This is a genomic window from Streptomyces sp. bgisy159 (assembly GCF_965341775.1).
Classification (GTDB): Bacteria; Actinomycetota; Actinomycetes; order Streptomycetales; family Streptomycetaceae; genus Streptomyces.
The window spans coordinates 24630-47882 of the sequence record NZ_CBDQZH010000026.1; the positions used below are offsets into that span (position 1 = coordinate 24630).

At 71.3% G+C, this 23253-nt stretch carries 21 protein-coding genes and 2 riboswitches; of the genes, 12 read left to right on the forward strand and 9 right to left on the reverse strand.

The window, feature by feature from the left end:
* Positions 1-120: 120 nt before the first annotated feature.
* From glgX to ACSLTV_RS23435, 3 genes are all read left to right on the forward strand, one after another.
* Positions 121-2418, forward strand: coding sequence for a glycogen debranching protein GlgX (gene glgX, locus ACSLTV_RS23425; protein WP_432157257.1), 2298 nt, complete (start codon positions 121-123; stop codon positions 2416-2418).
* Positions 2419-2524: 106 nt separating this feature from the next.
* A complete protein-coding gene (locus ACSLTV_RS23430) occupies positions 2525-3331 on the forward strand; it encodes a polysaccharide deacetylase family protein (RefSeq protein ID WP_435612824.1) in 807 nt (268 codons plus the stop codon).
* On the forward strand, positions 3331-4512 hold the full coding sequence (locus ACSLTV_RS23435; protein ID WP_432137896.1) for a YncE family protein: 1182 nt from the start codon (positions 3331-3333) through the stop codon (positions 4510-4512). Before ACSLTV_RS23430 ends, ACSLTV_RS23435 begins: the two co-directional genes overlap by 1 nt.
* Positions 4513-4532: 20 nt before the next feature.
* Here the strand turns inward: ACSLTV_RS23435 and ACSLTV_RS23440 are convergent, their stop codons facing one another.
* Complete coding sequence (locus ACSLTV_RS23440; protein WP_432157255.1) at positions 4533-5168, reverse strand: N-acetyltransferase family protein; 636 nt, start codon at positions 5166-5168, stop codon at positions 4533-4535.
* Positions 5169-5275: 107 nt separating this feature from the next.
* Between ACSLTV_RS23440 and ACSLTV_RS23445 the strand changes: the two genes are divergently transcribed.
* The gene (locus ACSLTV_RS23445; RefSeq protein WP_432137894.1) at positions 5276-5488 is read left to right on the forward strand and encodes an EF-hand domain-containing protein; all 213 of its coding nucleotides are present in this window, start codon (positions 5276-5278) and stop codon (positions 5486-5488) included.
* A 176-nt stretch (positions 5489-5664) separates the two neighbouring features.
* Entirely contained in the window at positions 5665-6327 is a 663-nt protein-coding gene (locus ACSLTV_RS23450) for an NADPH-dependent F420 reductase (RefSeq protein ID WP_435612836.1), read from the forward strand.
* Between the two features lie 98 nt (positions 6328-6425).
* Here ACSLTV_RS23450 and ACSLTV_RS23455 read toward each other — a convergent pair whose 3' ends face one another.
* Together ACSLTV_RS23455 and ACSLTV_RS23460 are read right to left on the reverse strand one after the other, a co-directional pair.
* Entirely contained in the window at positions 6426-7334 is a 909-nt protein-coding gene (locus tag ACSLTV_RS23455) for a PaaX family transcriptional regulator C-terminal domain-containing protein (protein WP_432137893.1), read from the reverse strand.
* Entirely contained in the window at positions 7331-7984 is a 654-nt protein-coding gene (locus ACSLTV_RS23460) for an N-acetyltransferase family protein (RefSeq protein WP_432137892.1), read from the reverse strand. The genes ACSLTV_RS23455 and ACSLTV_RS23460 overlap by 4 nt, the downstream gene beginning before the upstream one ends.
* 128 nt (positions 7985-8112) lie before the next feature.
* Here ACSLTV_RS23460 and ACSLTV_RS23465 point away from each other — a divergent pair, with 128 nt between their 5' ends.
* The gene (locus ACSLTV_RS23465) at positions 8113-9156 is read left to right on the forward strand and encodes an alpha/beta hydrolase family protein (protein ID WP_435612825.1); all 1044 of its coding nucleotides are present in this window, start codon (positions 8113-8115) and stop codon (positions 9154-9156) included.
* 97 nt (positions 9157-9253) lie between these two features.
* Here ACSLTV_RS23465 and ACSLTV_RS23470 read toward each other — a convergent pair whose 3' ends face one another.
* From ACSLTV_RS23470 to gcvT, 4 genes are all read right to left on the reverse strand, one after another.
* The gene (locus tag ACSLTV_RS23470; protein ID WP_432137890.1) at positions 9254-10621 is read right to left on the reverse strand and encodes an L-serine ammonia-lyase; all 1368 of its coding nucleotides are present in this window, start codon (positions 10619-10621) and stop codon (positions 9254-9256) included.
* A gap of 59 nt (positions 10622-10680) precedes the next feature.
* Positions 10681-11943, reverse strand: a complete 1263-nt coding sequence (gene glyA / locus ACSLTV_RS23475; RefSeq protein ID WP_432137889.1) for a serine hydroxymethyltransferase — start codon at positions 11941-11943, stop codon at positions 10681-10683.
* An 8-nt stretch (positions 11944-11951) separates the two neighbouring features.
* Entirely contained in the window at positions 11952-12329 is a 378-nt protein-coding gene (gene gcvH, locus ACSLTV_RS23480) for a glycine cleavage system protein GcvH (RefSeq protein ID WP_432137888.1), read from the reverse strand.
* A gap of 107 nt (positions 12330-12436) precedes the next feature.
* A complete protein-coding gene (gcvT, locus tag ACSLTV_RS23485; RefSeq protein ID WP_432137887.1) occupies positions 12437-13579 on the reverse strand; it encodes a glycine cleavage system aminomethyltransferase GcvT in 1143 nt (380 codons plus the stop codon).
* A gap of 39 nt (positions 13580-13618) precedes the next feature.
* Positions 13619-13733, reverse strand: a riboswitch (glycine riboswitch).
* A riboswitch (glycine riboswitch) is annotated at positions 13734-13827 on the reverse strand. It abuts the riboswitch before it with no gap.
* Between the two features lie 175 nt (positions 13828-14002).
* Here gcvT and ACSLTV_RS23490 point away from each other — a divergent pair.
* Positions 14003-14680 (forward strand): AAA family ATPase, encoded by a 678-nt coding sequence (locus tag ACSLTV_RS23490; RefSeq protein ID WP_432137886.1) that lies wholly within the window; start codon positions 14003-14005, stop codon positions 14678-14680.
* A gap of 216 nt (positions 14681-14896) precedes the next feature.
* Here the strand turns inward: ACSLTV_RS23490 and ACSLTV_RS23495 are convergent, their stop codons facing one another.
* Together ACSLTV_RS23495 and ACSLTV_RS23500 are read right to left on the reverse strand one after the other, a co-directional pair.
* The gene (locus ACSLTV_RS23495; protein WP_432137885.1) at positions 14897-15682 is read right to left on the reverse strand and encodes an enhanced serine sensitivity protein SseB C-terminal domain-containing protein; all 786 of its coding nucleotides are present in this window, start codon (positions 15680-15682) and stop codon (positions 14897-14899) included.
* Positions 15683-15888: 206 nt separating this feature from the next.
* On the reverse strand, positions 15889-16656 hold the full coding sequence (locus ACSLTV_RS23500; RefSeq protein WP_432137884.1) for an enhanced serine sensitivity protein SseB: 768 nt from the start codon (positions 16654-16656) through the stop codon (positions 15889-15891).
* Between the two features lie 334 nt (positions 16657-16990).
* Here ACSLTV_RS23500 and ACSLTV_RS23505 point away from each other — a divergent pair, with 334 nt between their 5' ends.
* The 5 genes from ACSLTV_RS23505 to ACSLTV_RS23525 all read left to right on the forward strand — a co-directional run bounded on the left by ACSLTV_RS23505 (position 16991) and on the right by ACSLTV_RS23525 (position 23228).
* Positions 16991-17989: an ABC transporter permease gene (locus tag ACSLTV_RS23505; RefSeq protein ID WP_432137883.1), complete on the forward strand. Its 999-nt coding sequence runs from the start codon at positions 16991-16993 to the stop codon at positions 17987-17989.
* 58 nt (positions 17990-18047) lie between these two features.
* Entirely contained in the window at positions 18048-19802 is a 1755-nt protein-coding gene (locus ACSLTV_RS23510) for an ABC transporter substrate-binding protein (RefSeq protein ID WP_432137882.1), read from the forward strand.
* A 68-nt stretch (positions 19803-19870) separates the two neighbouring features.
* Positions 19871-20878 (forward strand): ABC transporter permease, encoded by a 1008-nt coding sequence (locus tag ACSLTV_RS23515; protein ID WP_435612826.1) that lies wholly within the window; start codon positions 19871-19873, stop codon positions 20876-20878.
* Positions 20875-21972: an ABC transporter ATP-binding protein gene (locus ACSLTV_RS23520; protein ID WP_432137880.1), complete on the forward strand. Its 1098-nt coding sequence runs from the start codon at positions 20875-20877 to the stop codon at positions 21970-21972. The genes ACSLTV_RS23515 and ACSLTV_RS23520 overlap by 4 nt, the downstream gene beginning before the upstream one ends.
* Positions 21973-22004: 32 nt before the next feature.
* A complete protein-coding gene (locus tag ACSLTV_RS23525) occupies positions 22005-23228 on the forward strand; it encodes an ABC transporter ATP-binding protein (protein WP_432137879.1) in 1224 nt (407 codons plus the stop codon).
* The last annotated feature ends 25 nt before the right edge of the window (positions 23229-23253 follow it).

Genomic DNA, 23253 nt, shown 5'->3' on the forward strand with positions numbered 1-23253 from the left:
AACGTGAGTGCGACCCGCGCGATGGGCAGAACAGGGGGAGGGTGCCGCGACCGGGACCGGCGGCAGGGACGCCGCCGCCCCGTGCCCGCGTCACCACGAGCCGACCAAAGGGGCTGACAGGTGTCCAGCGCAGCCGAGCAGGAGGCGGTGGCGGGGCGACCCGCCACGCCGGCCGACCATGCCACGGCCGACCGCGCCACGTCGGCCGGCCCGCCCGCGCCCACCGGACCGGACGCGGCCGCGCCGAACGGCGCCCCGCGCCGGCTGCCCGCCGTCCCCGTGCGGCCCGGCGCGCCCACGCCGCTCGGCGCCCGCTACCGGGTCGGCCCGGACGGCGTCGCCGGCACCAACTTCGCGCTGTGGGCGGGCGGCGCGGAGGCGGTCGAGCTGTGCCTCTTCGACGAGCAGGGCAGCGAGACCCGGGCCCCCCTCACCGAACTCACCCACGAGATCTGGCACGGCTTCGTGCCCGGCGTACTCCCCGGCCAGCGCTACGGCTACCGGGTGCACGGCCGGTGGGACCCCTGGACCGGCGGCCGCTGGAACCCGGCGAAGCTGCTCCTCGACCCGTACGCCCGAGCGGTGGACGGAGAGTTCACCCTGCCGCCCGAGGTCTACGGCCATGTCCGCGACTGGCCCCAGCAGCACATCGCGGACACCGTGCGCGACGACCGGGACTCCGCGCCGCACGTCCCCAAGGGCGTCGTGGTCCACGACGACGACGACTGGTCCGACGACCGCCGCCCCAAGACGCCCTGGGCCGACTCGGTGATCTACGAGCTGCACGTGCGCGGCTTCACCAAGCTGCACCCCGACATCCCCGAGCACCTGCGCGGCACCTACGCCGGTCTCGCCCACCCCGCGGCGATCGAGCACCTGACGAAGCTCGGCGTCACGGCCGTCGAGCTGCTCCCCGTCCACCAGTTCGCCCACGAGGACCACCTGCTCGGCCGGGGCCTGCGCAACTACTGGGGCTACAACTCCATCGGCTACTTCGCCCCGCACGCCGGCTACGCCGCCTCCGGTACCACCGGACAGCAGGTCGGCGAGTTCAAGCGGATGGTGCGCGCCCTGCACGCGGCCGGCATCGAGGTCATCCTCGACGTGGTCTACAACCACACCGCGGAGGCCGGCGAGTACGGCCCCACGCTCTCGCTGAAGGGCATCGACAACCGCGGCTACTACCGGCTGCAGTCGGACGCGCGCCGGTACGCCGACTACACCGGCTGCGGCAACACGCTGCACGTCGTCCGGCCCCAGGTGCTGCGGCTCATCACCGACTCGCTGCGCTACTGGGTGACCGAGATGGGCGTCGACGGCTTCCGCTTCGACCTCGCGGCGGCCCTGGCCCGCTCCATGCACGACGTCGACATGCTCTCGCCGTTCCTCGCGGTGATCGCCCAGGACCCGGTGCTGCGCCGGGTGAAGCTGATCGCCGAGCCCTGGGACGTCGGTTCCGGCGGCTACCAGGTCGGGGCGTTCCCGCCGCTGTGGACCGAATGGAACGACCGCTACCGCAACGCCGTGCGCGACTTCTGGCGCCACGCGCTGCCCGACGTGCGCGAGATGGGCTACCGGCTGTCCGGCTCCAGCGACCTGTACGCCTGGGGCGGCCGCCGGCCCTACGCCTCCGTCAACTTCGTCACCGCGCACGACGGCTTCACCCTGCGCGACCTGGTGTCGTACGAGCGCAAGCACAACGAGGCCAACGGCGAGGGCAACCGGGACGGCACCGACGACAACCGGTCCTGGAACTGCGGCGCCGAGGGCGAGACCGACGACGGCCGGACCGGCGCCCTGCGCCGCCGGCAGGTCCGCAACCTGCTGACCACGCTGCTGCTGTCGACCGGCGTGCCGATGCTGGTCGCCGGCGACGAGATGGGCCGCACCCAGCGCGGCAACAACAACGCCTACTGCCAGGACAACGAGATCAGCTGGATCGACTGGGGTCTGCTGGCGGAGCCCGGCTGGCGGGCCCTGTTCGACCTGACCTCACGGCTGATCGCACTGCGCCACCGGCACCCGGTGCTGCGCCGCCGGGCGTTCTTCTCCGGCCGGGCGCACTCGGCGGACGGCCTGCGCGACCTCGCCTGGTTCACCGCGCGCGGCACCGAGATGACCGAGGGCGACTGGTACGCCCCCGCCGCCACCCTCGGCATGTACCTCTCCGGCCGCGACATCCCCGGCCGGGACGAGCGGGGCGCCCCGATCCGCGACGACAGCTTCCTCGCGGTGCTGCACGCCGGGGAGCGGCCGGTGAGCTTCGTGCTGCCCGGGCCGCCGTGGGCCCTGACGTACGAGGTGCTGGTCGACACGTCGGGGGAGGAGCAGGGGGCGGACGCGGGGGTGACCCACCGGGGCGGTACCGAGATCACCGTCCCGGCCCGGACGGTGCTGCTGCTGCGGGTGGCCGACTGAGGGAGTACGGGGCCGGCGGTCGGGGGCGTGGGCTGAGGCGCCGCGTCGGCGGCGCCCCTGCCCCCGGGTGGGTGAATGGCCCGTTTTGCACCGCTTTGCGCCTTAAATGGTGCGGGTGACTCCCACCGACCGCCGCACCGCCCTGCGGACCGGCGCCGGGCTGGTCGCCGCCGGCTCTCTCGCCGGCGGGTGCTCCCGAGCCGGGAGCGCCGGCGACCGCCGGGCCGCGCCCTCCGAGGCGTCCGCGGCCACCTCCCGGGCGCCCGCCCCGGCCCGCGCCCCGGCGGCCCTCGCCCCGCGCCGCTTCCCCGGGCAGCCCGGCCAGATCGACCACGGCCCGCGCGACCGTCCCCGGGTCGCCCTCACCTTCCACGGCGGCGGCGATCCGGGAACCGCCCGGGCCGTCCTCGCCGAGGCCGAACGGCACGGGGCCCGGCTCACCGTCCTCGCCGTCGGTACCTGGCTGGACGCCCACCCCGCTCTCGCCCGCCGCGTCCTGGACGGCGGTCACGACCTCGGCAACCACACCCACCGCCACCTCGACATCAACGCCATGAGCGAGGCCGAGGCCCGCGCGGAGATCGCCGGCTGCGCCGAGCGGCTGAGCCGCCTCACCGGATCCATCGGCACCTGGTTCCGGCCCTCGCGCGCCGTCCGCGCCTCCCCGCTCGTCACCCGCCTCGCCCAAGCCGCGGGCTATCCGCACGTCCTCTCGTACGACGTCGACTCCCTCGACTTCACCGCGCCCGGCGCCCCCGCCGTCACCCGCAAGGTCCTCGCCGAGATCCGCCCCGGATCAGTGGTGAGCCTGCACTTCGGGTACGCCGACACCGTCGCCGCCCTCCCCGACCTGCTGGAAGAACTCGACCGCCGCGGACTGCGCGCGGTGACCACCACGGAGCTGCTCAGCTGATGCGTCCCACCCTCCTCACCCGGACCCTGACCGCCACGGCCGCGCTCACCGCCCTCGCCGTGCTCGCCGGCTGCGGCAGCGAGACCCGGCACCGGACCGCCGAGGCCACCAGGGCCGCCGTGCCCCCGCCCGTCGAGAAGCCGGCCGTCCAGGGGCTGCCCGGCATGCCCCCGGTCCTCGACCCGAAGGACGTGTACGCCGCCGACCGGCCGAACCGGCTCTCCCCGGTGGTGAAGGACTTCCCCTCGCGGGTCTACGTCCCCAACACCGAGTCGGACACCGTCTCGGTCATCGACCCGAAGACATACAAGATCATCGAGACCATTCCGGTCGGCCGCCAGCCCCAGCACGTCGTGCCGTCCTGGGACCTGAAGACCCTGTGGGTCAACAACAACCGCGGCCACACCCTCACCCCCATCGACCCCAGCACGGGCAAGGCGGGCGACCCGGTGAAGGTGCACGACCCCTACAACCTGTACTTCACGCCCAACGGCAAGTACGCCGTCGTGATGGCCTCCCTCGACCGTGAACTCGTCTTCCGCGACCCGCACACCATGAAGCGGGTCAAGACCGAACCGGTCACCTGCTACGGCGTCAACCACGCCGACTTCTCGCTCGACGGACGCTACTTCATCGTCTCCTGCGAGTTCAGCGGCGAACTGCTGAAGGTCGACACCGAGAAGATGACGGTGGTCGGACAGCAGAAACTGCCGTTCAAGGGGGCCATGCCGCAGGACGTGAAGGTCTCGCCCGACGGCAAGCGGTTCTACATCGCCGACATGGTGGCCGACGGCATGTGGGTCCTCGACGGCGACACCTTCGCCACCCCCGAGCTGCTGCCCACCGGCAAGGGCGCCCACGGCCTCTACGTCAGCCGCGACTCCCGCGAGATGTACGTCTCCAACCGGGGCGAGGGCACGATCTCCGTCTTCGACTTCACGCAGAACAAGCTGACCAAGAAGTGGCGGCTGCCGCACGGCGGCAGCCCCGACATGGGCGGCGTCTCGGCCGACGGCAAGGTCCTGTGGCTGTCCGGGCGCTACGACGCCGAGGTGTACGCCATCGACACCCGCACCGGCGAACAGCTCGCCCGCATCAAGGTCGGCAGCGGCCCGCACGGCCTCGCGGTCTACCCGCAGCCGGGCCGCTACTCGCTGGGCCACACCGGCATCTTCCGCTGACCCGGTCCGGCCGGTCCGGCTCAGCGCGGGCGCAGCAGCGCCTCCGAGCCCACCGGACGGTAGCCCGCCGCCTGGAACGCCCGCAGACTGCGGGCGTTCCCCGGTGCCACCTGCGCCCACAGCGGCTCGGCGACCAGGTGCCGGGCCGCGGTCACCAGTGACCGCCCCAGCCCCCGGTGCCGTGCGTCCGCGCCGACCTCCACCGACACCTCCAGGCGGCCCGCCACGCCCCGGCCGATCACCAGCACCCCGCCCGCCTCGGCCGTCCAGGCGCGCACTGCGTCCCGCCGCCGGAGGGCGTACGCGATCCGCGGGTGCCCCGGGTCCGTGACCTCCTTCAGCACCACCGGCGGCTCACCCGCCAGCGGGGTGCCGACCAGCACCGCGTCCACGCACTCGGTGACCCGGCACGTCCGCTCCAGGAACGCGGCCAGGAACCGCGGGTTCATGCTCGCGGCGAGCGGATCGCAGTCGCTCGCGGCCAGCGCCCGGCGCACCCAGCGGGGGTCCTCGTCGGTGAAGACGACCGAGTGCGCGGTGAAGGACACCACCCCCGCGTCCCGGGCCGACGGCTGCGGCACGACCGTGATTCCTCCGTCGGGCTCGGGGAAGACGCCCCGCGCCGCCGCGTCCAGAATGCCCCGCAGGGTTTCCATCGCCCCTCCTCGACCGGGTGCCGTACGGCGGGTCCGCGCGGCCCGTTAATCTGACCTGCGGCAATCATGCCTGCACATGACAGTTACGGGATATAAGGGGCGGTTCGGTGGCGGACATCGAAGAAGCGCGCAAGCAGTTCCAGCGGATCGACGCGGACGGCGACGGGGTCATCACCGCCGCCGAGTTCAAGACCGCCCTGGCCCAGGGCGGTGACTGGAACGTCACCGACGAAGTCGCCGAGGCCATCATCAAGACCCGGGACCTCAACGGGGACAAGGTCCTCTCCTTCGACGAGTTCTGGGCGTACCTGAGCAAGTGACCGGTCGCCGGGGGGGCACCCGGCCGGGACGTGGACGTCCGGCCGGGTGACCCTTCCGGTGCCTTCTGGCGGCCGGCCCCGTCGTCGGTGGCGGACGGGGAATGCGCCGGGTACCCCTGGGGTTGACGAGTACCGTCCATTATATGCGCGTGCATGAAACCCCTGGAGGGACCGGCATGAAGATCGGCATCATCGGCGCGGGCAACATCGGCGGCAACCTGACCCGGCGGCTCACCGCGCTCGGGCACGACGTCTCGGTCGCCAACTCGCGCGGCCCGCACACGCTCAAGGATCTGGCGCAGGAGACCGGGGCCACCCCCCTCGACGTGGCGGACGTCGCGCGGGGCGCCGAGGTCGTGGTCGTCGCGATCCCCCTGAAGGCCGTCCCGGACCTGCCGAAGGACCTGCTCGCCGAGGCCGCCGACGGGGTCGCGGTCATCGACACCGGCAACTACTACCCGAGCCAGCGCGACGGCCGGATCGCCGAGATCGAGGACGAGGGCCTCACCGAGAGCCGCTGGACCGAGCGCCGCATCGGCCACCCGGTCGTCAAGGCGTTCAACGGCACCTACGCCCAGGACATCCTGGACGGCCCCCGCCCCGCGGGCGCCGCCGACCGCGGGGCGCTCCCCGTCGCCGGTGACGACGAGCAGGCCAAGGCCACGGTGCGCGCCCTCATCGACGAACTCGGCTTCGACACCGTCGACGCCGGCGGCCTCGACGACTCCTGGCGCCAGCAGCCCGGCACCCCCGTCTACGGCCTGCGCGGCGGCGTCGCCGAGGTCACCGCGGCCCTCGCCGAGGCGTCCCCGGAACGCCCGGCGGACTTCCGCGCCTGAGTGGGGGGCCCGGCCCTTGCCCAGCACCCGCAGCGGTCCGGCCATGTCGCGGGCTGTGGCGTCAGTGGCTGCGCTCGCTACTCGCCTCTTCCGGGGTTCTACCCGTCGTCTGCCGGGCCCAGCGCGTCGGAGTACAGCGCGAACAGGCGCAGGTCCGGGGTGTGGCCGGCCGGCCGGGGGGCGCGGAGACGGCGCCAGCAGTCGGCGGTCAGGCGGCGGGCGCGGCTGCCGGGCCAGGGCTGGGGCAGGAGTTCGGGAGGCAGGAGGGGATCGGGGGCCATCGCCGAGGTGAAGCGGGCGGCGAGTTCCACGGTGGTGGTGAGCCGTTCCGCGTCCGAGGGTTCCGGCCCGCGGGTGAGGCGGTCGAGGCGGGCTTCGGCGAAGGCCGCGAGGTGGGTGTGCCGGGCGGCGATCTCGTCCAGGGGCCACAGGGCGGCCGCGAGCGCCCGAGGTTCGGTGGTGTCGCCGATGCGTAGGTCGGTGGTCGTCAGGCAGGTGAGCGTGTCGAGGACGCCGAGGCGGGCGGCGTGAGCCCGAACGAGTTCGGCGACGGGGTTGGCGGTGACGTACAGGCCGCTCTGGACGGCTGCCGCGCCGAGGTGGAGGAGGTGCTCGCGCAGTGCGTCGCGGGCGGCGCGACGGGGTTCGGGAACGGCGAAGGCGAACAGGTGCCACGTGCCGGGCCATGGGGCGAGCCCGGCATCCTGCCGGTAGGCGTGGCGGACATACGCGGCGTCCGGTGCCAGGGACCCGCTGACGTCGGCGACGGCGCGCAGTGTGGCCTTGCGGCCACGGCCCTCCTGGGTGAAGCGTCCTTCGCCGACGAGGCGTCTGACGCAGAGTCTGACCTGCTGGTCGGTCATGCCCATCAGACGGGCGACGGTGTAGAGCTGTTCGGCGTCGACAGTTCCGTCCTCGCGGACGAGGGCGTGCACGAGCAGCCGAGTGGGGATCTCCGTCGGGCCGGCCGGGTCGTCGGCCGGGGGCGCGGGTGTGTGCGCGTTCACCGCTCTCGTCCTTCTTCCGTCGCGTCCGCCGATGTGATCTCACGGTGCATGGTCGTGACCGCACCGAAGCCCAACAGGCGCCGCAGGTAGGGGGTCTTCTCGGTGCGGACGGCGGCGAAGCCATGCCGTTCGTACAGTGCCCTGGCGCGGGGGTTGACGTCGATGACGTCCAGGCGGACCCGGCGGCAGCCGTTGTCGGCCGCCACGGCCGCGATCTCCTTCAGCAGCAGGCTGCCGATACCCCTCCCACGGTGTGTCGCGTCCACGGCGATTCCGTCCATGACCAGTTCACCGTCGGCAGGCGTCCTCTCGAACAGGGTGAGGACCGCGAGGCGGGGCAGGCCCCGGAACAGTCCGTAGGTCGACAGAACGTCCGTCACGCCACCGCCGGTCAACGCACGGCCGCTGAGCCGGTATCCGGCCACGCCGACCACCCGCTCCCCGTCGAGCGCGACGATGCCCCGGTCGTGATGCAGGTGGTTCGCGATGAACCGGCGCCCCACCGCAGGCGGGTCGAGGGCTGGCGCCAGCTTGCGGCCGAACGCTTCCCAGTACAGCGCCGACACCCGCTCCTCCTCGCCCCTGCGCACGTTCCGGCGCACCACCGGCCCGCCGGTTTCCGCCGTCGGCCTGCCTTTCGGCGTCTCCATGCCGCTCCTCCCGCAGTCGGATCACGGTGCACGATCCGCTTGCCTGATCGGATCAAGTACGTTCATTCTAGCAACGAGCGTTAAAGAAACAACCGATTCGAAGGCGGGGTCTGTTCGTGAGATTTCGGATGCCCAGGCGGCGCGCAGCGCGCCGGATGGTGTGGACGCTGGTGGGCGCTCTGGTGGTGACCGCCGCCCTAGCGGGGGTGGTGGCGTGGCAGAACACCTACGCGCTGCGGGAGGAGAAGGTGTCGCTGTGGCACGAGGGAAAGCTCCTGCAGGGCGTGCTCGCCCTGCCCGAGAGGGGTGACGGGCCGTTCGGCCTGGTCGTCTTCGTCCACGGCGACGGACCAGTGGACGCGACGCATGAGACGTTCTACCGGCCGATGTGGGAGGCCTTCGCCCGTGCCGGGTACGCCTCGCTGTCGTTCAGCAAGCCGGGAATCGGAGGTTCGCAGGGCGACTGGCTGGCCCAGAGCATGGAGGACCGGGCGGAGGAGACACGGGCCGCCGTGGCCTGGGCACGTGGCCGCCCGGACATCGACGGGCGGCGCATCGGTCTGTGGGGAGCGAGCCAGGCCGGCTGGGTGCTGCCCAAGGTCGCCGCGCGCGACCCCCGCCTGCAGTTCGTCATCGCCGTCTCCCCGGCGGTCAACTGGCTGCGCCAGGGCCGGTACAACCTGCTCGCCGAGCTGGACCGCGACGGCGCCACTGCCGAGGAGAAGGAAGCGGCACTGCGCCGCCGGGCGACCACCCTGCGCCTGCTGGAGCGTGAGGCGTCCTACTCCGAGTACCGGAGAGCGGTCGGTGACGTGGACGCGATGACGCCCGCACGCTGGTCGTTCGTCACCAGGAACTACAGGTCGGACGCGACCGCGGACCTGCGGGCGATGGGAGGCACGCCCGTCCTGCTGGTGCTGGCCGGCCATGACGTGAACGTGGACGTCGCCGAGACCGAGGCCGTCTACCGTGAGGCACTGCCGCCCACGTCCCTGAAGATCACGCGCTACCCCGGCGCCACCCACTCCCTGGTGGACCACGACGTGGAGAGATCCCAGTGGCGTCTGACCCTGACCGCGGTGTTCGCGCCCAGGAAGCTGTACGCCGACGGGTTCCTCGACGGCCAGGCCGCCTATGTCACGGGCCTGGGCATCCGGAAGGGGACGGCATGAGCGCCTGCCCGGTGGTGAGGTCGTCTGCCGGGAACCCATCAGTCGGCCCAGGCCTGTAACTGCCCCGGTACGGAAGCGCTGTCCAGAGCCCCTGCTCTCAGCACTCGATGATGTTGACCGCCAAACCGCCCCGCGCCGTCTCCTTGTACTTCACCGACATGTCGGCGCCGGTGTCCTTCATGGTCTTGATGACCTTGTCGAGGGAGACCTTGTGGGAGCCGTCGCCGCGCATCGCCATGCGGGCGGCGGTCACGGCCTTCACGGCGGCCATGCCGTTGCGCTCGATGCACGGGATCTGGACCAGGCCGCCGACCGGATCGCAGGTGAGGCCGAGGTTGTGCTCCATGCCGATCTCGGCCGCGTTCTCCACCTGCTCCGGGGAGCCGCCGAGCACCTCGGCCAGCGCGCCCGCGGCCATCGAGCACGCGGAGCCGACCTCGCCCTGGCAGCCGACCTCGGCGCCGGAGATGGACGCGTTCTCCTTGAAGAGCATGCCGATCGCGCCGGCCGCCAGCAGGAAGCGGACCACACCGTCCTCGTCGGCACCCGGCACGAAGTCGATGTAGTAGTGCAGCACCGCGGGGATGATGCCGGCCGCGCCGTTCGTCGGGGCGGTCACCACCCGGCCGCCCGCCGCGTTCTCCTCGTTCACGGCCATCGCGTAGAGCGTGATCCACTCCATGGCGTGCGCCAGCGGATCGCCCTCCGCCCGGAGCTGCCGGGCCGTCATCGCCGCCCGGCGGCGCACCCGCAGACCGCCCGGCAGGATGCCCTCGCGGGTCATGCCGCGCGACACGCACGCCCGCATCACCTGCCAGATGTCGAGCAGACCCGCGCGGATCTCCTCCTCAGTCCGCCAGGCCCGCTCGTTCTCCAGCATCAGCGAGGAGATCGACAGACCGGTCTCCCGCGTCAGCCGCAGCAGCTCGTCGCCCGTGCGGAAGGGGTACTTCAGGACCGTGTCGTCCAGTTTGATGCGGTCCGCGCCGACCGCGTCCTCGTCCACGACGAACCCGCCGCCGACCGAGTAGTACGTCTTCGACAGCAGCTCGGCGCCGGAGGCGTCGTACGCCCACAGCGTCATGCCGTTCGCGTGGTACGGCAGCGCCTTGCGGCGGTGCAGCACCATGTCGTCGTCGTAGGAGAACGGGATCTCGTGCTCGCCCAGCAGGCGCAGCCGCCCCGTGGCCCTGATCGCCTCCACCCGCTCGTCGGCCGTCTCGACGTCCACCGTGCGCGGCGAGTCGCCCTCCAGTCCGAGGAGCACCGCCTTGGGCGTGCCGTGGCCGTGCCCGGTCGCGCCCAGCGAGCCGTACAGCTCGGAGCGGACCGAGGCGACGCAGGACAGCAGGCCCTCGCCGCGCAGTCGGCGGGCGAACATGCGGGCCGCACGCATCGGGCCGACCGTGTGGGAGCTCGACGGGCCGATGCCGATCGAGAACAGGTCGAAGACCGAGATGGCCACGGGAACTCCTTAAAAAAGGGTGGGGGCACACGTCGTCGGGTGCCCCCACCGGGGAACTGCTACTTGCTCAGGCCGGGGTACAGCGGGTGCTTGTCGGCCAGGGCGGTGACCCGGGCCTTCAGGGACTCCACGTCGTAGGACGGCTTCAGGGCCTCGGCGATCACGTCCGCGACCTCGGCGAAGTCCTCGGCCGTGAAGCCCCGGGTGGCCAGCGCGGGCGTGCCGATCCGCAGGCCCGACGTCACCATCGGCGGACGCGGGTCGTTGGGCACGGCGTTGCGGTTGACCGTGATGCCGACCTCGTGGAGACGGTCCTCGGCCTGCTGACCGTCCAGCTCCGACTCGCGCAGGTCGACCAGGATCAGGTGCACGTCCGTACCGCCGGACAGCACGTTCACCCCGGCCTCGCGGGCGTCCGGCGCGGTCAGCCGCTCGGCGAGGATGCGCGCACCCTCCACCGTGCGCCGCTGGCGCTCCTTGAACTCCTCGCTCGCCGCGACCTTGAAGGAGACCGCCTTCGCCGCGATCACGTGCTCCAGGGGACCGCCCTGGAAGCCCGGGAACACGGACGAGTTCAGCTTCTTCGCGAAGTCCTTCTTCGCCAGGATGATGCCGCCGCGCGGACCGCCCAGCGTCTTGTGGGTCGTCGACGTCACCACGTCCGCGTACTCCACCGGGTTCGGGTGCAGCCCGGCCGCCACCAGACCCGCGAAGTGCGCCATGTCGACCCACAGGTAGGCCTCGACCTCGTCCGCGATCCGGCGGAACTCGGCGAAGTCCAGCTGCCGCGGGTACGCCGACCAGCCGGCGATGATCACCTTCGGGCGGTGCTCCTTGGCGAGGCGCTCCACCTCGGCCATGTCCACCAGGCCCGCGTCGTCCACGTGGTAGGCGACCACGTCGAACTGCTTGCCGGAGAAGTTGAGCCGCATGCCGTGGGTCAGGTGACCGCCGTGCGCCAGGTCCAGGCCCAGGATGGTGTCGCCGGGCCGGGCGAGGGCGAACAGGGCCGCCTGGTTGGCGGAGGCACCGGAGTGGGGCTGCACATTGGCGTACTCGGCGCCGAACAGCTCCTTGAGCCGGTCGATCGCGATCTGCTCGGCGACGTCGACGTGCTCGCAGCCGCCGTAGTAACGGCGGCCCGGATAGCCCTCGGCGTACTTGTTGGTCAGGACCGAGCCCTGCGCCTCCATGACCGCCAGCGGGGCGAAGTTCTCCGAGGCGATCATCTCCAGCGTGGACTGCTGGCGGCGCAGCTCGGCGTCGACCGCGGCGGCGACCTCCGGGTCGAGCTCGTGCAGGGGCGTGTTCAGGACGGACATACGTCTCCTCAGCCGGCGATGTGGGCGTCGTACTCGTCGGCGGAGAGCAGGTCGGCCGGCTCGTCCGTGACGCGGACCTTGAACAGCCAGCCGCCCTCGAAGGGGGCCGAGTTCACCAGCGACGGGTCGTTCACCACGTCCTCGTTGACCTCGGTGACCTCACCGCTGACCGGGGAGTACAGGTCGGAGACCGACTTGGTCGACTCCAGTTCGCCGCAGGTCTCACCCGCGGTCACCGTGGCACCGACCTCGGGGAGCTGGACGAAGACGACATCGCCGAGCGCGTTGGCCGCGTGCTCCGTGATGCCGATCGCCGACACGCCGTCCTCGGCGGCCGACAGCCACTCGTGCTCCTTGCTGTAGCGCAGCTGCTGGGGGTTGCTCATGGCCTGAATTCTCCTGTACGCGAGGGAGTGCTGATGAATGGGGGACCGCGAAACGCGGGGACGAGCAGCGCGGATGTGCCCAGGGTCACGCGGACCCGGGCCCGCGGCTACTTCTGACGCTTGTAGAAGGGCAGCGCCACGACCTCGTACGGCTCGTGGCTGCCCCGGATGTCCACACCGACGCCCGGCGTGCCCGGCGCGGCGTGCGCGGCGTCGACGTACGCCATCGCGATCGGCTTGCCCAGGGTGGGGGAGGGCGCGCCGGAGGTGACCTCGCCGACCACCTGGCCGCCGGCGACCACCGGGTATCCGGCGCGCGGCACCCGGCGCCCCTCGGCGACCAGGCCGACCAGGACGCGTGGCGGGGCGGAGGCGGCCCGCTCGGCGGCGGCCTCCAGCGCCGTACGGCCGACGAAGTCGCCGTCCTTCTCGAACTTCACCACCCGGCCGAGCCCGGCGTCGAAGGGGGTGAGCGAGGTCGTCAGCTCGTGCCCGTACAGCGGCATGCCCGCCTCCAGGCGCAGGGTGTCGCGGCAGGACAGACCGCACGGGATCAGACCGGCGCCCTCGCCCGCCTTCGTCAGCGCCTGCCACAGCTCCACCGCGTGCTCCGGCTTCACGAACAGCTCGAAGCCGTCCTCACCGGTGTAGCCGGTGCGGGCGATCAGCGCGGGGACGCCGGCGACCGTGCCGGGCAGTCCCGCGTAGTACTTCAGGCCGTCGAGGTCGGCGTCGGTGAGCGACTTCAGGATGCCGGGCGACTCCGGGCCCTGGACGGCGAGCAGCGCGTAGGCGTCCCGGTCGTCGCGCACCTCGGCGTCGAAGCCGGCCACCCGCTCGGTCAGCGCGTCCAGAACCACCTGCGCGTTGGAGGCGTTGGCCACCACCATGTAGGTCGGTGAAGCGGCCTCGGTCTCGTCCAGCCGGTAGACGATCAGGTCGTCCAGGATGCCGCCGTCGGCCTGGCAGATCATGGTGTAGCGGGCGCGGCCCACGCCCACGGAGGCGATGTTGCCGACCAGCGCGTGGTTGAGGAACGCGGCCGCCTCGGCGCCGGTCACGGTGATCTCGCCCATGTGGGAGAGGTCGAACAGCCCGGCCCTGGTGCGCACCGCGAGGTGCTCCTCGCGCTCGGACCCGTAGCGCAGCGGCATGTCCCAGCCGGCGAAGTCGGTCATCGTCGCGCCGAGCGAACGGTGCAGGGCGTCCAGCGCGGTGCGGCGCGGTTCTCGGGATTCAGTGCTGCTCATCGGACGGTCGTCTCCCAGGGCGATGACAAGTGAGGTCATTCCTCCCCATCTGTCATCGGAACCTGAGAGGTTCGCCGAAACCGCCACGGGGGCGATGCACGGCTTGCACCTTGGGTGGGGGCCCCACGGTGGGGGACCCGCTTTTCAGATGTGCCTCGCCCGCGCGGTAACGGGGCCTGAGAGATTCAAGGGAGGGACTTGCTCCTTCGGCGCCCCAGCCAGGCTGGGAACTCTCCCGCGCGGATTCAAACGGCCGGTATGCAGTTGGCGCGCCCATCATTGCACGCCGCCCCGCCTCGCGGCAGGGCCGCATCTGTAACCGGGCTGTGGCGGTACGCGTACGAAAACGCGAGGCACCGGGCATTACCTTCTCTTTACACTCGACGGGGAGGCCACCAGGTGACCTCAGGGGAGGACGATGACGTGAACAGGACCACGGCCTACGCGACCACGTCGGGCCTCACACTGCCCGAGCAGTCCACCGCCCCCGCCCTGGAGAACCCAGCGGTCGTCCGCGACCTGCGCTCCCGGGCCGGCCACAGCCCCCGCGCCCTGCTCTTCGGTCCCCACGACCTCGTCGTGATCACCGGCCTGCCGGGCAGCGGCAAGTCCACGCTCATGAGCCGCACGGTGCGCGGCCCGCGCATCGACTCCCAGGACACCCGCGACCGCTTCGACACCCGCGCCCCTCGCCTGCTGCCGTACGCCCTCTACCGCCCCCTGGTCCGCCTCGCCCACTACGCCGGGCTGCGCCGGGCCCTGCGCACCGGCGAGGGCCTGGTGGTGCACGACTGCGGCACCCAGAGCTGGGTGCGGGCCTGGCTGGCCCGCGAGGCGCGCCGCCGCGGCGGCCGGCTGCACCTGCTGGTCCTCGACGTCACCCCGGACGCCGCCCGCGCGGGCCAGCGCGCCCGCGGCCGGGGCGTCTCGCGCTACGCCTTCCTGCGCCACCGCCGGGCCGCCGCCCGACTGCTGCGCGCCATCGACCAGGGCCGGCTCCCGGCCGGCTGCGGCTCGGCGGTCCTCCTGGACCGCGACGCGGCCGACGCGCTCGTCCGCATCGGCTTCACCGGCTCGGGCACCCGGACCGCCCGGACCTAGGGCCTGTTGCGAAAGTCCCGTCTGCTTGGCGACGCCCGGCACGCGCGCTCGCCGCGTTGCCGGAGCGCCCACGTGACTCCGCCACGCGGGCGCTCCGGCGCCTTGCGATCGCACGCACCGGACGACGCCAAGCCCGCCCTTCGGGCGGACGACGGGACTTTCGCAACAGGCCCTAGCCGCCCGCGTGACGCGGCGGCGGGGCGGCCCGGCGCGGGGTCAGGCCAAACCCGGCGCCGGATAGCCGTAGCCGGCGGCGGGGACGGGGGCGTGGGCCTCGCGGTCGTAGAACGGACGGGCGTTGGCCCGCATCCACATCACCACCGGGTCGTAGTCGTCGGTCATCGCGACCGTCGACACCGGCAGCCCGTCGGGCACGGCGCCCATCGACTGCTGCATCATCGCCCGCACCGCGTCCACGGCCGCCGGCGATGCCTCGTACAGATCCAGGCCGAGGGCGAGGTACGGCGCGCCGAGCGCCGGCTGCACCCACGCGCGGCGCAGCGAACGCAGCGCCGGGGTGCGGTGGGCGTTCTGCGCGAGCAGCGCGTAGAACTGGGGGACCTCGATGGCCGGTTCGGACAGCCGCAGCGGGCCGGCCGGCCGGTGCTCCAGGCCGGTGGCGATCCGGCGCAGATCCAGCCAGGGGATGCCCACACCGCCGCCGGGCGCGTGCGGGTTGAGCCACAGTCCGTGGTGGTCGGGGTAGAGGGTGCGGGCGGCGTCCAGGCCGTCGATCACCTCGTAGGACCGGTTCCAGCCGCTGGCGGCGAGTTCCTGGGCGGAGGTGACGCACGGTACGTATCCGTGGCCGTCGACCTCCATGCTGCCGTACTGGGCGTCGGGGGAGCCGGCCTGGCCGTGCCAGAGCAGCATCCAGATCTGGCCGGTGGACGGAGTGGCGAGTGCCCGGAGGAGCGCCTCGTAGGCGTCGTAGCGCCCGGGCGTGACTTGGCGCAGCATGTGCTCGACCTGGCCGGTCGCGGCGGTGCCGCTCGCGCTCACGTTTTACCGCCCCTTCAGTTGCCCCGCGTTTGGGTCCAGCTTAAGCGCCCACGGCGGTATCCCCCGGTGTCCGTCTCACGGACACCGGTCGCGTATACCGGCCGGACCCCGGCTCGTCCCTTACCTCCGGGGCGGCCCCGGGACGGCGCCGCCGCGCATCGATGCCGCCCCGCTGCCCTGACGGCGGCTCAGGGCCGCCCGTACGGTCAGTGCCCCCTCGTATAGAAGGGCCGCACCTGCTGCCGCATCCAGTCGGCCACCGGGTCCTCCGCCACGTCCAGCACGATCAGGCTCACCGGCCACGGCACGGGGACCCGGCCTAGGGCACGGCCCAGCGCGTCGAGGGGCTGGGCTCGGGGGTCGCCTTCCCAGTGGGCGAGTTCCACGCCGACGAACAGGACCGGGTCGTCGGTCTCCACGGCGGCCAGACAGCGGCGGGCAGTGCGGACCGTACCCGTGGCGTCGAACTCGGCGGCTGCGGCGGAGAGGAAGTCCACCGGGTCGTCCTGCCAGTCCGGCTCGGACAGCCGGACCCGGCCGCCGGTCGCCGGACCGTCGAGGGGGGTGCGGCCGGCGCGGCACAGTTCGGCCACCGCGGGCGGGGGCAGCGGGACGCCGACCGTGCCGTCGGGGTTGACGACCAGTCCCACCTGCGGGGGCAGGCCCCGGGCGAACTCCACGGCCGGTGCGATGGCGTACGCCATGTGGGCGCCGACGACCTGGCGGAACTGCTCCTCCGAGCTGAAGACGGGAACGTAGGCCTGGCCCTCGATCTCCAGGGTGGGCAGGTCCAGCGGGACGCGGTCGGGCCCGCCTCCGCCCGGCAGCGGCACCCACACGAAGCTGCGGCCGAGGACCTCCACGATCCGGCCGCCGGCGCCGGGGACGCCGAGGGAGGCCGAGAGCACCTCTTCCAACTCGTTGCCGGGCCAGCCGCCGTGCGGTTGGGGGTGTGCCTGTGCCGGGAAGTCCATCTTCCTACCGCCTGTGTGAATCATGGTTCAGGGCGACAAGGCTATCCACTGCCGCCCCCGCGACGTGCGCCCCGAGTGCCTTCCACCGCGCCCGCTTCCACCGGCCGTCCGACCGGAGGACGGTCTCCCCTGTCCGGATAACGGATTCACCCGGTCGGCATCACAGTTGCGCATCCTTTCCCTGGCAGGTCTGGCGCCTGCTCAGCAGCGCGTTGAAGACTCGCCTCCCAGACAAAAGGCCAGCTGTTTCGCGCTTGCGCCGATCGGCGCACGACCAGGGCGGTTGGCAGGGTTGAGGGCCGGTCACCACCGGCGCGAGAGGGGTCAGGTCACTGTGACCGCACCGATTGAGACCACGGGAGCGGCGACCGAGGCACAGCCGGAAGCCGTGCTCTCCGGCGCCGGTAAGGCCAAGATCGAGGGCCGGTCCCTTGGGCAGATCGCATGGACCCGGTTCAAGAGGGACAAGGTCGCTGTCGCCGGTGGCGTCGTCGTCATCCTGCTGGTGCTCCTCGCGGTGCTGTCCCGCCCCGTGCAGGCCCTGCTGGGCCTGGACCCCAACGCCTTCAACCAGGACCTGATCGACCCCAACACCTCACTGCCCGCCGGGGACTTCGGCGGGATGAGCGCGGACCACCCGCTGGGCGTCGACCCCAAGTTCGGGCGCGACATCGCCACCCGCATCCTGGAGGGCTCCTGGGTGTCGCTGGTCGTCGCGTTCGGCGCCACGCTGCTGTCCAACACGATCGGCACGATCCTCGGCGTGGTGGCCGGCTACTACGGAGGGCGGGTGGACACCGTCATCAGCCGGATGATGGACACCTTCCTCGCCTTCCCGCTGCTGCTGTTCGCCATCTCCATCTCGGCGACGCTGCAGGGCGGCGCGTTCGGTCTGGAGGGGCTGCCGCTCCACATCGGCGTGCTGATCTTCGTCATCGGCTTCTTCAACTGGCCGTACCTGGGGCGCATCGTGCGCGGTCAGACCCTGGCCCTGCGGGAACGCGAGTTCGTCGACGCCTCCCGCGGCATGGGTGCCAAGGGGCCGTACATCCTCTTCCGGGAGCTGCTCCCGAACCTGGTCGGCCCGATCATCGTCTACTCGACGCTGCTCATCCCGACGAACATCCTTTTCGAGGCCAGCCTGAGCTTCCTCGGCGTCGGCATCCAGCCCCCGCAGGCGTCCTGGGGCGGCATGCTCAGGGAAGCGGTCAACTACTACCAGGTCGATCCGCAGTTCATGATCGTTCCTGGCCTCGCCATCTTCGTCACCGTCCTGGCGTTCAACCTGCTCGGCGACGGACTCCGTGACGCTCTCGACCCGCGCAGCCGCTGACGTGCACTCGCGCCGAGAGGCCATCAAGTTTCCAACAGTGGAGGGGAAGCAGACCATCATGCGAAGGTCAGCGCTGGCCGCGATCGCGGCCATCGGCACCGTCAGCCTGGTACTCACCGGCTGCAGCAAGGCCGATGACGGTAATGACAACGGCGGTAACAACAAGTCGGCTGGGGCCAACGCAGCGACCAAGGGTGTCGTCAACGCCTCCACCCAGAAGGGTGGGACGGTCACGTACGAGTACTCCGACGTCCCGGACTCCTTCGACCCCGGCAACACGTACTACGCGTACATGTACAACCTCAGCCGGCTGTGGGCCCGCCCGCTGATGACCTTCAAGCCCGGCGCGGGCGAGAAGGGCAACGAGCTGGTCCCGGACCTCGCGGCGGCTCCTGGTGAGTCCAGCGAGGGCGGCAAGACCTGGACGTACAAGCTGCGCGAGGGCCTGAAGTACGAGGACGGCACCCCGATCACGTCCAAGGACGTGAAGTACGCCGTCGAGCGCTCGAACTTCGCGCGTGACGTGCTCTCCCTCGGCCCCAACTACTTCCAGCAGTTCCTCGAGGGCGGCGACAAGTACAAGGGCCCGTACAAGGACAAGAGCGAGAAGGGCCTGGCGTCGATCGAGACGCCGGACGACACCACGATCGTCTTCCACCTCAACCGTGCCTTCCAGGAGTTCGACTACCTGGTCGCCACGCCGCAGACGGCTCCGGTGCCGCAGGCCAAGGACACCGGCGTCGACTACGTGAAGAACATCGTGTCCTCGGGCTCGTACAAGTTCGAGAGCTACGAGGAGGGCAAGCAGGTCGTCCTCGTCCGCAACGACAACTGGGACCCGAAGACCGACCCGCTGCGCAAGCAGTACCCGGACAAGGTCGTCGTCAAGCTGAAGGTCAACCCGGAGACCATCGACCAGGACGTCATGTCCGGCGAGGCCATCGACCTCGGCGGCACGGGTGTCCAGGCCGCCACCCAGGCGAAGGTCATCAACGACGCCTCGCTGAAGGCCAACACCGACAACACCTACGGTGGCCGCCTGGTCTACATGGCGATCAACACCAAGCTGGCGCCGTTCGACAACGTCGCCTGCCGCAAGGCCGTCGAGTACGCCATCGACAAGGTCTCGGTGCAGACCGCCGAGGGCGGTCCGGTCCGCGGTGACATCGCCACCACCGTCCTGCCGCCGGACATCCCGGGCTACGAGAAGTCGGACGCCTACGCCAGCGACGGCAGCAAGGGCGACGTCGCCAAGGCCAAGGAGCAGCTGCAGGCCTGCGGCAAGACGTCGATCAAGACGAACATCTCCGCCCGCAGCGACCGTCCGCAGGAGATCGACGCGGCCACCGCGATCATCGCCTCGCTGAAGAAGGTCGGCATCGACGCCAGCCTGAAGCAGTTCCCCTCGGGCAAGTACTTCACCGACGCCGCGGGTGTGCCGGAGTTCGACAAGAAGCAGAACATCGGCCTGCACATGATGCAGTGGGGTGCCGACTGGCCGTCCGGCTACGGCTTCCTCCAGCAGATCCTGCACAGCGACGCGATCGGCGCCTCCGGCAACACCAACCTGTCGCAGCTCGCCAACGCGGACGTCGACAAGATGCTGGAGACGGCGATCGCCACGGAGGACGCGGCCAAGCGCAACTCCCTCTACACCGAGATCGACAAGAAGGTGATGGACGAGGCGGCCCTCGTCCCGCTGACCTACTTCAAGGTCCTGCTGTACCGGCCGGCGAACTACACCAACCTGGTGTCCTCGGCGGCCTGGAGCGGTCAGTACGACTACCTCAACATCGGCACGACCAAGAAGTAGCCCCGGAAGGCAGGTGAAGGCATTGGTGCCCGCGGGCTCACCGCCCGCGGGCACCGGCGCCGGTTCCCGTGATCTCGTACATCCTCCGTCGGACGGTCGCGGCAGTGATCCTGCTGCTGGTCGTCAGCGCGGTCACCTTCGCGATCTTCTTCCTGCTGCCACGGCTCGCCGGCCAGACCGCCGACCAGCTCGCGCAGCAGTACATCGGAAAGAGCCCGACGAAGGCGGACATCGCCGCGGTCAAGCACAACCTGGGCCTGGACGAGCCGGTCTACGTCCAGTACTGGCACTTCATCAAGGGGATCGTCTCCGGCGCCACCTATGACCTGGGCCCCACGACGGCGCAGTGCAACGCTCCGTGCTTCGGCTACTCGTTCAAGACCCACGTCGAGGTCTGGCCGCAGCTCACCTCGCGGATCCCGGTCACGCTCTCGCTGGCTGGCGGTGCCGCCGTCCTGTGGCTGCTGTCCGGCATCACGGCCGGTGTGGTCTCCGCGCTCAAGCCCGGCTCGATCCTCGACCGCACCTTCATGGGCGTCGCCCTGTCCGGGGTCTCGCTGCCCATGTTCTTCACGGGCCAGCTCGCGATCTACCTCTTCCGCACCAAGTGGCCGATCTTCGGCAGCGAATACGTGCCCTTCACCGAGAACCCCTCCCAATGGGCCAACACCCTCTTCCCGGCGTGGTGTTCGCTCGCCCTGCTCTACTCCGCCATCTACGCGCGGCTGACCCGCTCCGGCATGCTGGAGACGATGAGCGAGGACTACATCCGCACGGCCCGCGCCAAGGGCCTCGGTGAGCGCACGGTCGTGGTGAAGCACGGGCTGCGTTCCGTGCTGACCCCGATCATCACCGTCTTCGGCATGGACATCGGCCTGCTGCTCGGCGGCGCCGTGATCACCGAGTACACGTTCTCGCTGCACGGCGTCGGCGAGTACGCGGTGAAGGCCATCCAGGACAACGACCTGCCGCCCATCCTCGGCGTCACTCTGCTCGCCGCCTTCTTCGTCGTGATCGCAAATCTCCTGGTGGACCTGCTGTACGCGGCCGCCGACCCGCGGGTGAGGCTCTCGTGACCGAACTGTCCAAGACCGGCGCGGCCGTCGGGGAGCCCGTGCGGGACTCCGCCGACGCGTCCACCGCCTTCCTCGACGTCCGCGACCTCAAGGTGCACTTCGACACCGACGACGGCCTGGTCAAGTCCGTCGACGGGCTCAGCTTCCAGGTGGAGAAGGGCCAGACCCTCTGCATCGTCGGCGAGTCCGGCTCCGGCAAGTCGGTCACCTCGCTGGCCGTCATGGGCCTGCACCGGCTCGGCGCCCGCGGCAAGAACGTGCGGATGGGCGGTGAGATCTGGCTCGACGGCAAGGAGCTGATCTCCGCCGACCCGGCCGAGGTGCGCCGGCTGCGCGGCCGCGAGATGGCGATGATCTTCCAGGACCCGCTGTCCGCGATGCACCCGTACTACACGATCGGCAGCCAGATCGTCGAGGCGTACCGCGTCCACCACGACGTCAGCAAGAAGGTCGCCCGCAAGCGGGCCGTGGAGATGCTGGACCGCGTCGGCATCCCCGAGCCCGCCAAGCGCGTCGACAGCTACCCGCACGAGTTCTCCGGCGGTATGCGCCAGCGCGCGATGATCGCGATGGCCCTGGTGAACAACCCCGAACTGCTCATCGCGGACGAGCCGACGACCGCCCTGGACGTGACCGTCCAGGCGCAGATCCTCGACCTCATCCGGGACCTGCAGAAGGAGTTCGGCTCCGCGGTCGTCCTCATCACCCACGACCTCGGCGTCGTCGCCGAGATCGCCGACGACGTCCTGGTCATGTACGGCGGCCGGTGCGTGGAGCGCGGTCCGGTCGACGACATCTTCGAGCGCCCGCGGCACCCCTACACCTGGGGTCTGCTCGGCTCGATGCCCCGCATCGACCGGGAGACCTCCGAACGCCTCAACCCGGTCAAGGGCCAGCCGCCGAGCCTCATCAACGTCCCCTCCGGCTGCGCCTTCCACCCGCGCTGCCCGTACGCGGACGTGCCCAAGGGCGACGTCACCCGGACCGTGCGCCCGGAGCTGGAACTGGTCGGCACCGGACACTGGTCCGCCTGCCACCTCTCGCCCGAGGACCGCACGCGGATCTGGACCGAAGAGATTGCGCCGAAACTGTGAGTGACGCCGAAGCCGTGAATGACGCCGAAGCTGTGCGTGAGACGAAGAAGACGGACGTGACGGTCCCGGCGCAGGCGTCGCCCCCCGACGAGCGCGAGGTGCTGCTCAAGGTCGAGGGCCTGACCAAGCACTTCCCGATCCGCAAGGGCGTGCTCCAGCGCCAGGTCGCCGCGGTCAAGGCCGTCGACGGCATCGACTTCGAGGTACGCAAGGGCGAGACCCTGGGCGTGGTCGGCGAGTCGGGCTGCGGCAAGTCGACGATGGGCCGGGTCATCACCCGGCTCCAGGACCCGACGGGCGGCACGATCCACTTCGAGGGCCAGGACATCACGCGGCTGAGCACGGCCCGGATGCGCCCGCTGCGGCGGGACATCCAGATGATCTTCCAGGACCCGTACGGCTCCCTGAACCCCCGGCACACCATCGGCTCGATCGTCTCGGCGCCCTTCCGGCTGCAGGGCGTCGAGCCCGAGGGCGGGGTGAAGAAGGAGGTCCAGCGCCTGCTGGACCTGGTCGGCCTGAGCCCCGAGCACTACAACCGGTACCCGCACGAGTTCTCCGGCGGTCAGCGCCAGCGCATCGGCATCGCGCGGGCGCTCGCGCTCAAGCCGAAGCTGGTCGTCGCCGACGAGCCGGTCTCGGCGCTGGACGTGTCGATCCAGGCGCAGGTCGTGAACCTGATGGACGACCTCCAGCAGGAGCTCGGCCTCACCTACGTGATCATCGCGCACGACCTGTCCGTCGTCCGCCACGTCTCCGACCGCATCGCGGTGATGTACCTCGGCAAGATCGTCGAGCTCGCGGACCGGACCGCGCTGTACGAGACGCCGATGCACCCCTACACCAAGGCCCTGATGTCGGCGGTGCCGGTCCCCGACCCGAAGCGCCGGGGCGCCAAGAGCGACCGGATCCTGCTCCGGGGCGACGTGCCCTCGCCGATCTCGCCGCCGAGCGGCTGCCGCTTCCACACCCGGTGCTGGAAGGCGACGGAGATCTGCAGGACCGCCGAGCCGCCGCTGATCGAGCTGCGTCCGGGCCAGCGGGTCGCCTGCCACCACCCGGAGAACTTCGAGGACCAGCAGCCCCAGGAAACGGTCCTGCTGACCGCCGCGAAGGAGGCGGCGCAACTGGTGTCCGAGGAGGGCGCGGAGTCCGCGGCCGAGCCGCCCGCCGAGTCGTCCGCCGAGCCTCCCGCCGAGGAGGGGCCGGTGAAGGAGACCGAGCCCAAGCCGGACGGCGAGCCCGAGGACAAGTAAGCGACGCCGAGCCCCCACCTTGCAA